Here is a 13,525-nt window from a genome sequence, read left to right on the forward strand (position 1 = left end):
GGGTGAACGGTCGTAACTTTCCCGTACGCATCGCGTTCGATCGCGCTAAGCCCTGAGGGCAGGGCCCGGGTGTTCATCGGCTCGCGTTCGGCCGGGTCAGGCGGCGGTGAGCTCCCTGCGGGCGGTGCGCCGTTCGGCCGCGACCGCCGGGTCCAGCGTGGGTACGGCCGCCAGGAGTTGCTTGGTGTAGGGGTCCCGGGGCGACTCGTAGACCTCGTCGGCGGGGCCGTACTCGACGATCCGCCCGCGCCGCATCACCGCGACCCGGTCGCTGACCTGGCGTACGACGGCGAGGTCGTGGGCGATGAACACGAGGGCGAGCCCGAGTTCGCGCTGCAACTCGCCGAGCAGGGCGACGACCTGCGCCTGGGTGGTGACGTCCAGCGCGGAGACCGGCTCGTCGCAGACGATGACGCGCGGTTCGGCGGCGAGCGCCCGCGCGATGCCGACGCGCTGGCGCTGGCCGCCGCTGAACTCGTGCGGGTACCGGTCGTAGTGCGCCCCGTCGAGGCCCACGCGCTCCAGCAGTTCGCGCACCCGCTCCCGGATGCGCTGCTCGTCCCCCCGCTCCCCTCGGGCCCGCAGCGGGTCGGCGATGGACTCGCCGATGCTGCGCCGGGGGTTGAGGGAGGACACGGGGTCCTGGAAGACCATCTGCACGGCCGGGTTCACCCCTGCCCGCGCGGTGCCGTCGTGGCGGACCTCGCCGGCCGTGGGTTCCAGCAGGCCGACCAGCATGCGCCCCAGGGTGGTCTTCCCGCTGCCGCTCTCCCCCACGATGCCGAGGGTCTCGCCGCGCCGCACCGTCAGGGACACGTCGTCGACGGCGGCGAACTTCCGCCTGCCGTTGCCGAATTCGCGGCGCAGCCCCGCGGCCTCGACGACGACCTCGTCCGACGCGGCGCTCCGGGCAGCCCGCGGCGCGTCGACCCGCGGCACCGCGCCCAGCAGTTCGCGGGTGTACTCCGCACGGGGCTCCCCCAGCACGGTGGCGACCGCGCCGTGTTCGACGGCCCTGCCGTGCCGCATGACGAGCACCTCGTCGACGCTCTCGGCGGCGACGCCCACGTCGTGTGTGATGAGGAGCAGTCCCATCCCGGTCTCCGCGCGCAGCGTGTGCAGCAGGTCGAGGATCTGGGCCTGGACGGTCACGTCGAGCGCGGTGGTCGGCTCGTCGGCGATCAGCAGGGCGGGTTCGCAGGCGAGCGCCATCGCGATCAGGGCGCGCTGGCGCATGCCGCCGCTGAACTCGTGGGGGCGCGAGCGGGACCGCCGTGCGGCGTCCGGGATGCCCACCCGGTCCAGCACCTCGACGGCACGCGCGCGTGCGGCCCGCCGGGACGCGCGCGTGTGCACCCGGTACACCTCGGCGATCTGGTCGCCGATCGCGTAGTACGGGTCCAGGGACGACAGCGGGTCCTGGAAGACCATCGCGGCCCTGCCGCCGCGCAGCCGCCGCAGCTCGTCGTCCGACGCCTGCGGCACGTCGGTGCCGGCGACCCTGATCGAGCCGCCCACCCGGGCGCCCGTGCCGCGGTGCAGGCCGAGGAGCGCGGAGGCGACGGTCGACTTGCCGGACCCGGACTCGCCGACGAGGCCCAGGGCGGCGCCCTGCGCCAGCCGGAAGGAGAGGCCGTCGACGGCGCGCACGGAGCCGAACTCGACGGTCAGGTCCTTGACTTCCACCAGGCTCATGCGAGCACCACCCGTCGGTCGGCCACCGCGTACAGGACGTCCGCGACGGCGTTGGCCAGGACGACGAAGAAACCGATCACCAGGACCATGCCGACGACGACCGGCAGGTCGACCACGTTCACCGCGTGGACCAGTTCCTGTCCGATGCCGGGCAGTCCGAAGAGCGTCTCGGTGAGCACGGCGCCGCCGACGGCCGAGCCGAAGGTGACGGCGTTCAGGGAGATGACCGACGCCAAGGCTCCGCGCAGCGCGTGCCGGGCGATGACCGAACGCTCGCCGACCCCGTAGGCGCGGAACGTCCTGATGTGGTCCTCGGCCAGCGTCTCCAGCATCGATGCCCTGGTCAGGCGGGCGAAGTTGGCCGCTTCGATCAGGGCGAGGGAGAGCCAGGGCAGCAGCAGGTTCCACGCCCACTGCTCGGGATCGTCGGTGAAGCCGACGTACTGCGGGAAGGGCAGCAGTTGCAGCTGGCCGCAGACGACGATCATCAGGATCAGGCCGATGACGAAGACGGGTGTGGCCACGCCGGCGAGTGTGATCGCGGTCAGGGCCCGCTCGGTGAGCCTGCCGCGGCGCCAGGCGGACAGCACTCCGGTGCCGATGCCCAGGAGCAGCCAGATCACCATCGCGCCGAGCACCAGCGAGAAGCTGACCGGCAGCTTCGCCAGGAGGATGTCGGTGACCTGCTGGTCGCTCTGGTACGACAGGCCGAGGCAGGGCGCCGGGCAGTGTGCGACGGCGGTGCCCGTGGAGTAGTCCTGGCCGGCGAAGATGCCTTCCAGGAAGTGCCAGTAGCGCAGGGACAGGGGGTCGTCGAGGTGGAGCTGACGGGCGACCTGGTGGACCTGTTCGGGTGAGCAGCGCGGTCCGCAGGTGATCTGGGCGACGTTGCCGGGAGTGACGTAGAAGACGACGTAGATGATCACCGACAGGGCGAACAGGGTGACCACCGCGCCGATGACACGGCGCAGCACGAAGCCGGGGAGGCCGTTCATGCCCGCTCCTCCTTCCGCGTGACGGCTTCCGCTCCGGCTTCCCGCCTGCGTCCGGTTCCGACGCGCAGGCGCGAGGCCGCGCGCGGGTCGAGCGCGGTGCGCACGCCGTCGCCGAGGACGGTGAGCGCGAACACCGTCAGGAACAGCGCGCCGGCGGGCAGCAGCAGGTACTGCGGGGCCGCCTGGTACCAGACGTCGGCGGCGGTGAGCATCTGTCCCCAGGACGGCGTCGGCGGCTTCACGCCCACGCCGAGGAAGGACAGGGCGGCTTCGACGGAGATGTTCTGCGGCACGAGGAGCGCGGCGTACGTGATGACGGGCGCGGCGAGGCCGGGCAGCAGCTCACGGCGGGCGATCCGGGCGGTGTTCCAGCCGCTGAGCCGGGCCGCGGAGACGTAGTCGAGTCCCTTGAGCGTCAGCGTCTGGGCTCTCACCATCTTCGACAGCGTGCCCCAGCCGGAGACGAGACCGACGATGAGCGCGACGAGCACGGGCCGCGGAAAGCTGCCCGGGACGATCGCCAGCAGCGCGAGCGCCATGATCATCAGCGGCATGGAGATGAAGATGTCGGTGATCCGGCTCAGGACCAGGTCGACCCAGCGGTTGCCGAGTCCGGCTGCGATGCCCATGACGACACCGAGCAGGACCTGGACCACCGTGGCGGCGAGTGCCACGCCGAGCGACACCCGTGCGCCGTACACGAGCCGGGCGAACAGGTCGCGGCCGGTCTGCGGTTCGACGCCGAGCCAGTGGTCGCCGCTCATGCCGCCGAACGACCCGATGGGGACGCCGCCGCGCGCCGAGTCGATGAGACCCGGGTGGTACGTGGTCGGGTCCTGGCCCTCGAGCGCGGTGAGCAGCGGCGCGGCGAGGGCGACCAGGACGAGCAGCGCGACGACGGCCGCCGCGACGAGGGCGGCGCGCTGGGCGCGCAGCCGCCGCCAGAACAGACGGGCCCCCGAGGCCCCCGGGACGGGTGTGTCCGTCCCGGGGGGCCGGGAGGTGAGCAGTGCCTCGCTCACGACTACTTCACCGCGACCTGCGAGATGTCCAGAACACCGGTCCAGTCGCTGATCACGATGTTCTTGACGTCCTTGCCGTACAGACGCTTGTAGACCGGGTGGAACAGCGGGACGACCAGGGCCTGTTCGCCGATCTTCTTGTCCAGTGCGCCCCAGCGCTCGGCGGCCGCGTCGAGGTCCGTCAGCTTGTTGATCGCGTCGATCTCGTTGTTGACGGACGTGTCGTTCAGCAGGCCGGTGTTGAAGTTGGCGCCGTCCTTGACGATCTGCCGGCCGTCGAAGATCGGGGCCAGGAAGGGGCCGCCGGAGGGCCAGTCGGCGCCCCAGTGGGCCAGGAAGAAGCCGGGCTCGGTCCGGACATTGTGGATCTTGTCCTTGTAGTCGTTGTCCTCCAGACCCTGGAGCTTGACCGTGATGCCGGCCTTCTTCAGGGCGTCCTGGACGGCGGTGGCGATCTCCGGGCTGGTTTCGAAGTTCTTGGCGTTGGAATGCGTGAGCGTGATGGTGAGCCCGTTCTTGTAACCGGCCTCCTTCAGCAGCTCCCTGGCCTTGGCCGGGTCGCCGGTCGCGCCCGCCGGGAAGAGGTCGTACGGCGTGTAGCCGAAGGACTTCTGGTCGGGCAGGAAGGTCGTGGCGGGCTCGGCCAGTGCCGAGCCGCCCGCCGCGTTGATGACCGACGACCGGTCGATGGCGTACGAGACGGCCTGCCGCACCTTGGCGTTGTCGAACGGCTTCACCGTCGGGTTGAACGCGAGGTAGTTCGTGTAGCCGAAGTGGCCGGTGCCGACGCGGGAGGCCAGTTCCCTGTCGCCGGTCACCTTGGCGAGTTCGGCCGGGCCGAGGTTGGTGTCCGTGGTGACCGCGGCGGCGTCCGCCCCCTGGGACGCCGACAGCCGCTGGTTGATCACCGAGGAGTCGAGCCCGGAGCGTACGTCGATCTTGTCCGGGTAGGCCTTGCGCTGGTCGTCACCCGACCAGTACGTGTTGCGCTCCAGGACGAGCCGCTCGCCGTCGTTCTGGTTCTGGACGACCTTGTACGGGCCGGAGGAGATCGGGTGCTCCTCGTACTTGGTACCCGTGTCCTTGGCCTTCGGGACGGGCGCGAACTGGGTCTGCGTGGCCAGGTACGGGAACTCGCCCTCGGGCTTGTTCAGGTGGAAGACGATGGTCCGGCTGTCCGGGGTCTCGATGGCGTCGAGGCCCTTCTTGTCCTTGTACGGGCCTTGGTAGTCGGCCGCGCCGACCAGCCAGTCCCTCAGGTAGGGGGCGCCGCCGGAGAGTTCGGGGGCGAAGGAGCGCTCGATGCCGTACTTGATGTCGGCCGAGGTGATCGGCGTGCCGTCCTCGTACTTCAGGCCCTTCTTCAGGGTGTACGTCCACACGGTCGCGTCCTTGCTGGGGCGCCCGGTGTCGGTGGCGAGGTCCGGGACGACCTTGGCGCCGGCCGCGCCGTTCGCGCGGTTGCGGGTGGTGAGCGTGCGGAAGACGAGGGAGGGGACGTTGCCGCCGCCGGAGGTGTACAGGCGGGCCGGGTCGAAGTCCTGCTGGGGGTCGGAGTTCAGGACGGTCAGCGTGCCGCCCTTGTGCGGCGTGGAGTCGCCACCGGCGCCCTTGGCATCGTTGTCCTTCGGCCCGCAGGCGGCGGCGCCCGCTGCCACGACCAGGCTGACGGATGCCGCTGCCACACGGCGCGCTGTGAGGGACGGTTGACGCATCGGAATGACGACCTCTCGAAATTCGTCTCGCGATACGAGACGGACTGACGGAAATGTGAGACGGATCTGGGCGGACGTCTGCCTTGGCGCCGGGTCGGCGAGAAAACGCGCATCGGTCGGCGCATGCCGACGGGTCACGCGAGATCGCGCGAGATCAAGCAAGATCACACAAGAGAGGTGAGCATCGCGACGCGAACGCCTGAGGCGGGCGTCAGCAACAGTGGATGTCGGCCACGCAGAGTGCGGTCACGCCGATGAGCGCCAGCTCGATGGCGGCGCGAGAGGAGGCATGACGGGACGACATGGGCAGAAATATGAACGAACTTTCGGCGCGTGTCAATGTGACGAGAGCCGCGCCCGTCAACTCCCGGGATAGGGCCAGGGGTTGGGAAGGCAGTGGATTCCGTCGTGGTCGAGGAACTTGGTCTGCTGCTGCATGACCGGGGCGAGCTCGCCGTTCTTGTCGCAGGTCACATGGCCGTGGCCGAGACGGTGGCCCACCTCGTGGTTGATCAGCATCTGGCGGTAGGCGTGAATCGCGTCACCGTAGGTCGTCGAGCCCTGCGCCCAGCGGTAGGCGTTGATCATCACGCGCTCGGTGGAGGCCGAGTCGCAGGAGACGTTGTCCTCCGTGGTGTCGAGGCCGGACTTGGCGCACCAGGCGGCGGTGGTGCCGGGGCTGGCCAGCGTGATCACGAAGTCGGGCTTGCCGGAGTGGACGCGCTCGAAGGTGCGCGCGCCGTCGTGGGCCCAACTGCGGTCGTCGTTGAGGGTCTTCTGCACGGCCTGGGCGAAGAGTTCCCCGTCGAGGCCGAGGCCGTTCTCGACGTCCACGCGGTAGGTGTACTTGCGTCCGGTGCCGGGCGCCTTGGCGATGCCGGGCACCGCGGAGAACGTGCCGGGCCCCTTCAGCGTGGCGCTGAGCGGGTACTTCCTGTCCATCGCCTGCTCGTACGTCAACCGGGTGGCGCCGGGCGAGACGGAGGCGGTGGGGTCGGCGCCGGTGACCGGGCCGGAGGTGTCGCGGGCCCGGTCGGTGACCGAACGGGACGGTGCGGCGCCGCGGTGCTGCCCGGTGACGAACTGGCCGGCGGCGACGACCGCGAGCACGGTGACCACGGCGGCGGCCGCGATCCCGGCGTACGTGCGCCCCCTGCCGCCCGTGCTGCGCGCGGCCTCGCGGGTCCCGGCGGGCGCCGCCTCCTCGTGGGTCTCCGCGCCGGGGTGCCGTTCGTCGGGAGAAGGTGCGTGCGGGGCACGGCCGGGACGACGGGGTGTGAAGACGTCCTCGTCCTCGTCGAAGGCGTCGAGGTACTCCTGACGGGGGCCGGACAGCGACCGCTGGCGCGGGACACGGGGCACGGCACGCCGGTGCGGCACGCCTTGGGCCCCACCGGCCCCGAAGTCGCCCCAGGCCCCGCCGCCTTCACGATGCTCGGGATGACCGCCGCGGACCTGGGGGGCACCGTCGGGGAGCCGGGGTACGCCATGGGCGGGGGTGCCTTCGGCGGAGCGCCGGGTGTCCCGGGCGGGCGCCGCCTCGGCCCTGGGCCGGGTGGCGCCGGCCACCGCGCCCCGTGCCGGTCCGTCCGCCGCCGGTATGCCCGGCACCGCCCCGGCGTCGCCGCTCGCCCCGTCGCCCCGCCCCTTGCGGCTGTGTCGTCCCACGCCGCGTCTCAGCTCCTCGTGTCCGCCGTACCGGTGTCGTCGCTCGCCGTCTCCCGGGCGGAGGCCCCGGTGGAGGTCCCGCCCGTCGCCGCCGTACCCGCGCTCGCGGGGTCCTCGCCCGACTCGCCGGTGTCGGCGACGAGTTCACGGAACGCGGCGGCCACCACGTCGGGGTATTCCATCATCGCGACATGGCCCGCCTCCGGCAGGGTCAGCAGGCGCGAGTCGCGGAAGGCCCGGGCCGCTCGCTGGGCCATGCGGAAGGACACCAACTGGTCCCGGCCGCCGTAGACCAGCAGCGTCGGCGCGAGGACCCGTTCCGCCTGGCGCCACAGCCCGTGCTGCCCGCCCAGCGTGTAGGCGTTCACGATGCCGCGTGCCGAGCGGGCCATCGCGTCCCAGAAGTACGGCAGCCTGAGCCGCCGCTCCATCTCCTCCACCGCGTTGCGGAAGCCCTCCGGCGTGACCCGTCCAGGGTCGCCGTAGCACAGGGCCATGACCCCGCGGACGCGCTGCTCGGCCGTCCAGTCCCGGGTGTACCGGGTGAACAGGGCGGTGACCCCGGGCAGCGCGAGCAGGCCCGTGGGGATGGCGCCCCGCTGGATGAGGATCTCGGGGAGCGCGGGCGAGACGAGCGTGAGCGTGCGCACGAGATCGGGACGGACGGCCGCCACGCGGGTGGCGACGGCTCCGCCCATCGAGTTGCCGAACAGGTGCACGGGACCGCGTCCGGCCCCGTCCAGGTAGCGGATGACCGCGCGCGCGTGCCCGGTGACGGAGTAGTTGCCGTCGTCCGGCGGCGGCGAGTCGCCGAAGCCCGGCAGGTCGACCGCCTCGCCGTCGACGTGCCCGTCGAGCAGCGCCATCAGCGCCGACCAGTTCTGGGATGACCCCCCGAGGCCGTGGACGTACAGCGCGGGTGGCAGCCCCTCGCGCCGTGGTGGCCTCGAGCGCACCGTCAGCGTGATCCCGGGCAGCGCCACCGACCGGAGTCGCTCGCCTTCCTCGACCCTGACGGGCGCCACCTTGGGGAGAACATTGGCGGCCGGGACGGACGGCAACTCGGTGGAAGACATGCGGCAATGTTACGAGACGATCACGCAGTGGTTCATGTGTTCGCCGTCACAACGACGGGCCGGGGGGCCCGGCGTGAAGAGTTTCCCGCACCCGATAAAGGGCCTCACCACACATAGCGTCCGGATCCCGTGTCTCCTAGGCTCGTAGCAGGGCACCCGCACATGGACCCCGCCTCTTCGGGGGACGTTCCAGGAGTTCTAGGAAGGGAGCCCACCATGGCCGTAGACCCCACTGATCCCGAGACGTTCGAGGACGACGCGAACGACGCCGCCGAACTCGACGTGGAGGCCCCGGAGAACGACGCCGCCGAACAGCACGCGGAACTGGCCCCCGAGCGGGACGAGACCCCGACCGAGGACGACACCCTGCAGGCCAACGAAGCGGACCTCGCGGAGCAGGCGCGCGTCGTCGCCCTCGACGAGGACGACTACCGGTGAGCCCTCGGTGGGCGGCGAGATCGGTGAGGTACGACGACGACCACGTGGAGTGAGGGGACGGGTGCGATCGGTGAGCGACCGCGAGCCGTCGTGCGGTGCCGGGGCGTCCGTTCACGGGGTCTGCCCGCACTTGGCGCGTTCGGTACGGCTTTCGCCACCGTCCGGTCCGTGAAATTCTGCGTTCGCACCGCGCACAGCACGGTTACCCAAAAGTACGATGGCGGCGCGGCGCACACCGCATGTGGACGATTTTGGGAGGCGGCGTGACAGCCATCGAGCAGACAGAGGCGGCACGCCCGCGAGGCACGCGCCTGCCGCGCCGTGCCCGACGGAACCAGCTGCTGGGCGCCGCGCAGGAAGTCTTCGTGGCCCAGGGCTACCACGCGGCCGCGATGGACGACATCGCCGACCGCGCCGGCGTCAGCAAGCCGGTGCTCTACCAGCACTTCCCGGGCAAGCTCGACCTCTACCTGGCTCTGCTGGACCAGCACTGCGAGGCCCTTTTGCAGGCGGTACGGAACGCGCTGGCGTCGACGACCGACAACAAGCAGCGCGTTCGGGCGACCATGGACGCGTACTTCACGTACGTGGAGGACGACGGCGGTGCCTTCCGGCTGGTGTTCGAGTCGGACCTGACGAACGAGCCCGCCGTGCGCGAGCGTGTCGACAAGGTCGCGAACGAGTGCGCGGAGGCGATCTGCGACGTCATCGCCGAGGACACCGGTCTGTCGCGGGCCGAGTCGATGCTGCTGGCGTCGGGGCTCGGCGGCCTCGCCCAGGTGGTGGCGCGCTCCTGGCTGCACAGCGACCGCAGCGTGCCGCGCGACCAGGCGGTACAGCTGCTGACCTCGCTGGCGTGGCGGGGCATCGCGGGCTTCCCGCTGCACGGGAGCGATCAGCACCACTGACCCCTCGGGACCCGATCGACGCCGTTGCGGCCCCGTCCGGACACCACCGGGCGGGGCCGTACGGCTGTTTTGTTCCCGGCCGGTGTTCGCTCCTGGCGTGCCGGAGCGGAGCGTGCACGTCCCCTCACCGGGCTAATGTGTGCTGGTACGGCGCGGACGGCCGCGCACATCACTGACCGTCGGAGGGACAAAGCCGTGGAGGTCAAGATCGGCGTGCAGCACGCGCCCCGCGAGATCGTTCTGGAGAGCGGGCAGAGTGCCGAGGAGGTCGAGCGCGTCGTGTCCGAGGCGCTGGCCGGCAAGTCGCAGCTGCTGTCCCTCGTGGACGAGCACGGCCGCAAGGTCCTCGTCCCGACCGAGCGTCTCGCCTACGTGGAGATCGGCGAGCCCACCCCGCGCAAGGTGGGTTTCGGCGCGTTGTAGTTCCGGACGGAGCAGCGGAAGGGGCCCGGCGGTGCGTGTGCCGCCGGGCCCCTTCCGCTGTCCGGGGAATGTGCCGCGCGAAGACCACACAGACGGAGCACATCCGCTCCACAGGGGATGATTGTGTTCCGCGCGCCGCGGGTAGTACCGGCTACGACCGATTTGCCCAGGCAGCAGCCGTGCGGGAGGGAACCTCGTCATGCTCTTGGAAGCGCTCGGCTCCGCCGTCCTCGGGATCGCCCTGGCCTGGGTGGCCGCACGCCGGCTGCCGCACCGTCTGCCGAGCCGCGCCCTGGTGCTGTCGACGGGTGCGGCGGGGGCACTCTTCGGTGCCTTCCTCACCCACAGCGCGCTGGGCCCGGCGGCTCTCCCGGTGATCCTCGTCGGGGCGCTGGTGGTCTCGGCGGCGTCGCTGTCCCTGCTGCTGAGGCCGGCGGAAAGACTGCGGCGCCACTCGGCGACGGCCTGAGCGCCGCCGCCGGGCCCGCTCCGAGGCCGGCCGCCGGGAACGGCGACGGCCGGGACACCTCGAGTGGGGCGGCGCCCACCCCGCGCGATGTCCCGCGGGAGAAACGCCCCGCCGCACGTCGTTGACACGCCGGCCGTTGTGAGGCCCTCCGGCCGCACGGCACCCAGGCCCTCAGCGCGGCACTCCTCGGGAGCCGCGCCCGCCGGACGGGCGCCGCGCGGCTCACGTCATACGTCCGGCCGCCGCCGCAGTGTGCGGTGGCGGCCGGACGGAGAGGGTGCCCGGGCCGGGGCGTCCCGGCGGCCGGAGGCGTCAGGCGGCCAGGCCGAGCGCCGCCATCCGCTTGGTGTGGGCCTCGGTGATCCTGGAGAACATCCTGCCGACCTCCGCGAGGTCGAAGCCGTCCGCGACACCGCCCACCAGCATCGTCGACAGCGCGTCCCGGTCGGCCACCACCCGCTGGGACTGCGACAGCGCCTCGCCCATCAGCCGCCGTGCCCACAGCGCGAGCCGGCCGCCCACACGCGGTTCGGCCTCGATCGCGGCGCGCACCTTCTCCACCGCGAAGTCGGCGTGCCCGGTGTCGTCGAGGACGGCCAGGACGAGTTCGCGGGTGTCGGCGTCGAGGCGGGCCGCGACCTCGCGGTAGAAGTCACTCGCGATCGAGTCGCCCACATAGGCCTTGACGAGCCCCTCCAGCCAGTCGGAGGGCGCCGTCTGCTTGTGGAAGCTGTCGTACGCCGCCACGAACGGCTCCATCGCCTCCGTCGGCTCGGCCCCGATCTCCTTGAGCCGGTCCCGGATCCGCTCGAAGTGGTGGAACTCGGCGGACGCCATCTTCGCCAGCTCCGCCTTGTCCGTCAGCGTCGGCGCGAGCTTCGCGTCCTCCGCGAGCCGTTCGAACGCCGCCAGCTCCCCGTACGCGAGCGCGCCCAGCAGGTCCACGATCGCGGCACGGTACTGCGGGTCGACGGAGGCGGTCGCCCAGTCCTGGGCGGCCACTCCGGTGGGTCCGGCGGGGGCCTCGGGGCTGTCGGGGGCGTTGTCAGGCGTCGTCATGAAGCGCACAATAGCCCGCCCGCCGCCCCGTGGAAGTCCCTGGTCAATCAGTGTGACGACGGCTACGTGACCGAATCGGCCACCGCGAGTGCACGATTCCGGGGTACAGTGGTAATGCGCCTGCTGAGTACGCACGTCTATGAAGACGGTGTATCTCGACGGGCCGCATGTATGAGGATGCCCGGTCGGTGGCCCGATCGGCTCCGACCCGACAGCCCTCCTCGGGCGTACGGCACCTGACGTATGCGTCCGGAGGGACCCTCAGCGGTACGAGCGCTGGAGCGTCGGCGTGGTCCCGTGCCACAGGCCCGTCCCCCAAGCAGGCCGACGTCATCCGGCACGGTCACGACCCCCGCGCTCGCCTCGCGCCGCCCACACAGAAGAGGCAGCACCCTGACTACCACTTTCCGAGACCTCGGGATCCTTCCCGAGACGGCCGAAGCCCTCGAAGCCGTCGGCATCGTCAATCCCTTCCCCATCCAGGAGATGACACTCCCGGTAGCCCTCTCCGGCACCGACGTCATCGGCCAGGCCAAGACCGGTACCGGCAAGACCCTCGGCTTCGGCCTCCCGCTCCTCGAGCGGGTCACCGTCCCCGCCGACGTCGAGGCGGGCCGCGCCAAGCCCGAGGCGCTCACCGACGCGCCGCAGGCGCTCGTCGTGGTCCCCACGCGCGAGCTGTGCACCCAGGTGACGAACGACCTGCTGACCGCCGGCAAGGTGCGCAACGTACGGGTCACCGCGATCTACGGCGGCCGGGCCTACGAACCCCAGGTGGAGACCCTGAAGAAGGGCGTCGACGTGGTCGTCGGCACCCCCGGGCGTCTCCTCGACCTCGCCGGCCAGAAGAAGCTGAACCTGAAGCACGTCAAGTGCCTGGTGCTCGACGAGGCCGACGAGATGCTCGACCTGGGCTTCCTGCCCGACGTCGAGAAGATCATCGACATGCTTCCGGCCAAGCGGCAGACCATGCTGTTCTCGGCCACGATGCCGGGCGCGGTGATCGGTCTGGCCCGCCGCTACATGTCGCAGCCGACGCACATCCGTGCCACCGCGCCGGACGACGAGGGCGCGACGGTCGCCAACATCAAGCAGTTCGTCTACCGCGCGCATTCCATGGACAAGCCGGAGATGGTCGCGCGCGTCCTGCAGGCCGAGGGCCGCGGGCTGGCGATGATCTTCTGCCGGACCAAGCGGACGGCGGCCGACATCGCCGAGCAGTTGCAGCGCCGCGGGTTCGCCTCCGGCGCGGTCCACGGCGACCTCGGGCAGGGCGCGCGCGAGCAGGCGCTGCGCGCGTTCCGCAACGGCAAGGTGGACGTGCTGGTCTGCACCGACGTGGCCGCGCGCGGCATCGACGTCGAGGGCGTGACGCACGTCATCAACTACCAGTCGCCCGAGGACGAGAAGACGTACCTGCACCGCATCGGCCGTACGGGCCGCGCGGGCGCGTCGGGTACGGCGATCACGCTGGTCGACTGGGACGACATCCCGCGCTGGCAGCTGATCAACAAGGCGCTGGAGCTGGACTTCAACGACCCGGTGGAGACGTACTCCACCTCGCCGCACCTCTATGCGGACCTGGGTATCCCCGAGGGCACGAAGGGTGTCCTGCCGCGCTCCGAGCGCACGCGCGCGGGGCTTGCGGCGGAGGAGCTGGAGGACCTCGGCGAGACGGGCGGCCGAGGGTCGCGCGGCCGCCGCTCCCCCGGCGTCTCCGCAGAGGGCGAGCGTCCGGCGCGTACGCCGCGCCGTCGGCGCCGTACGCGCAATGGTGAGCCGCTGGAGACGCCGGCCGGCACGGACACGGCCGCGACGGAGGCGACCGAGTCGGCGGAACGCCGTACCCCCCGGCGGCGTCGCCGCATGCGCGGCGGTGCACCGGTGGAGGCGGCGGTGCCGGTGACGCCGGTGACCGCGGAGCCGACCGCTCCGGAGGCCGCCGAGGCGGCGGTGACGGCCGTGGAGACGGTTCAGGGCACGGAGACCAAGCCACGCCGCCGCCGCACCCGCAAGGCCGCGGAAGCGGTCCAGGCCGCGCCCGAGGCCACCGCGGC

13 protein-coding genes are annotated in these 13,525 nt (G+C 71.6%); 5 read left to right on the forward strand and 8 right to left on the reverse strand.

Annotated elements, in window-relative coordinates; translation table 11 throughout:
- Positions 1-96: 96 nt before the first annotated feature.
- The 7 genes from ACZ4SW_RS25180 to ACZ4SW_RS25210 all read right to left on the reverse strand — a co-directional run bounded on the left by ACZ4SW_RS25180 (position 97) and on the right by ACZ4SW_RS25210 (position 8,171).
- Positions 97-1,695, reverse strand: a complete 1,599-nt coding sequence (locus ACZ4SW_RS25180) for a dipeptide ABC transporter ATP-binding protein (RefSeq protein ID WP_468249973.1) — start codon at positions 1,693-1,695, stop codon at positions 97-99.
- Positions 1,692-2,690 carry an ABC transporter permease gene (locus ACZ4SW_RS25185; protein ID WP_468249977.1) on the reverse strand — a complete coding sequence of 333 codons (999 nt, stop codon included), beginning with the start codon at positions 2,688-2,690 and terminating at the stop codon, positions 1,692-1,694. Before ACZ4SW_RS25185 ends, ACZ4SW_RS25180 begins: the two co-directional genes overlap by 4 nt.
- Positions 2,687-3,712, reverse strand: a complete 1,026-nt coding sequence (locus ACZ4SW_RS25190; protein WP_468249980.1) for an ABC transporter permease — start codon at positions 3,710-3,712, stop codon at positions 2,687-2,689. Before ACZ4SW_RS25190 ends, ACZ4SW_RS25185 begins: the two co-directional genes overlap by 4 nt.
- 2 nt (positions 3,713-3,714) lie before the next feature.
- Positions 3,715-5,427 carry an ABC transporter substrate-binding protein gene (locus ACZ4SW_RS25195; protein ID WP_468249984.1) on the reverse strand — a complete coding sequence of 571 codons (1,713 nt, stop codon included), beginning with the start codon at positions 5,425-5,427 and terminating at the stop codon, positions 3,715-3,717.
- A 211-nt stretch (positions 5,428-5,638) separates the two neighbouring features.
- Complete coding sequence (locus ACZ4SW_RS25200; RefSeq protein ID WP_468249986.1) at positions 5,639-5,731, reverse strand: Ms4533A family Cys-rich leader peptide; 93 nt, start codon at positions 5,729-5,731, stop codon at positions 5,639-5,641.
- Between the two features lie 56 nt (positions 5,732-5,787).
- On the reverse strand, positions 5,788-7,095 hold the full coding sequence (locus ACZ4SW_RS25205) for a DUF3152 domain-containing protein (RefSeq protein ID WP_468249990.1): 1,308 nt from the start codon (positions 7,093-7,095) through the stop codon (positions 5,788-5,790).
- An 8-nt stretch (positions 7,096-7,103) separates the two neighbouring features.
- Positions 7,104-8,171 carry an alpha/beta fold hydrolase gene (locus tag ACZ4SW_RS25210; RefSeq protein ID WP_468249993.1) on the reverse strand — a complete coding sequence of 356 codons (1,068 nt, stop codon included), beginning with the start codon at positions 8,169-8,171 and terminating at the stop codon, positions 7,104-7,106.
- 216 nt (positions 8,172-8,387) lie between these two features.
- Here ACZ4SW_RS25210 and ACZ4SW_RS25215 point away from each other — a divergent pair, with 216 nt between their 5' ends.
- The 4 genes from ACZ4SW_RS25215 to ACZ4SW_RS25230 all read left to right on the forward strand — a co-directional run bounded on the left by ACZ4SW_RS25215 (position 8,388) and on the right by ACZ4SW_RS25230 (position 10,409).
- The gene (locus ACZ4SW_RS25215; RefSeq protein WP_468249995.1) at positions 8,388-8,609 is read left to right on the forward strand and encodes a hypothetical protein; all 222 of its coding nucleotides are present in this window, start codon (positions 8,388-8,390) and stop codon (positions 8,607-8,609) included.
- 263 nt (positions 8,610-8,872) lie between these two features.
- Positions 8,873-9,517, forward strand: a complete 645-nt coding sequence (locus tag ACZ4SW_RS25220; protein WP_468249997.1) for a TetR/AcrR family transcriptional regulator — start codon at positions 8,873-8,875, stop codon at positions 9,515-9,517.
- A gap of 195 nt (positions 9,518-9,712) precedes the next feature.
- Positions 9,713-9,940, forward strand: a complete 228-nt coding sequence (locus ACZ4SW_RS25225) for a DUF3107 domain-containing protein (protein WP_103843673.1) — start codon at positions 9,713-9,715, stop codon at positions 9,938-9,940.
- 199 nt (positions 9,941-10,139) lie between these two features.
- Positions 10,140-10,409: a hypothetical protein gene (locus ACZ4SW_RS25230; RefSeq protein WP_468250001.1), complete on the forward strand. Its 270-nt coding sequence runs from the start codon at positions 10,140-10,142 to the stop codon at positions 10,407-10,409.
- A gap of 312 nt (positions 10,410-10,721) precedes the next feature.
- Here ACZ4SW_RS25230 and ACZ4SW_RS25235 read toward each other — a convergent pair whose 3' ends face one another.
- On the reverse strand, positions 10,722-11,468 hold the full coding sequence (locus ACZ4SW_RS25235; RefSeq protein WP_468250004.1) for a ferritin-like fold-containing protein: 747 nt from the start codon (positions 11,466-11,468) through the stop codon (positions 10,722-10,724).
- 486 nt (positions 11,469-11,954) lie between these two features.
- Here ACZ4SW_RS25235 and ACZ4SW_RS25240 point away from each other — a divergent pair.
- A partial coding sequence (locus ACZ4SW_RS25240; RefSeq protein ID WP_468250006.1) for a DEAD/DEAH box helicase occupies positions 11,955-13,525 on the forward strand: 1,571 nt, incomplete at its 3' end.

Source organism: Streptomyces sp. NPDC028331, assembly GCF_055565775.1.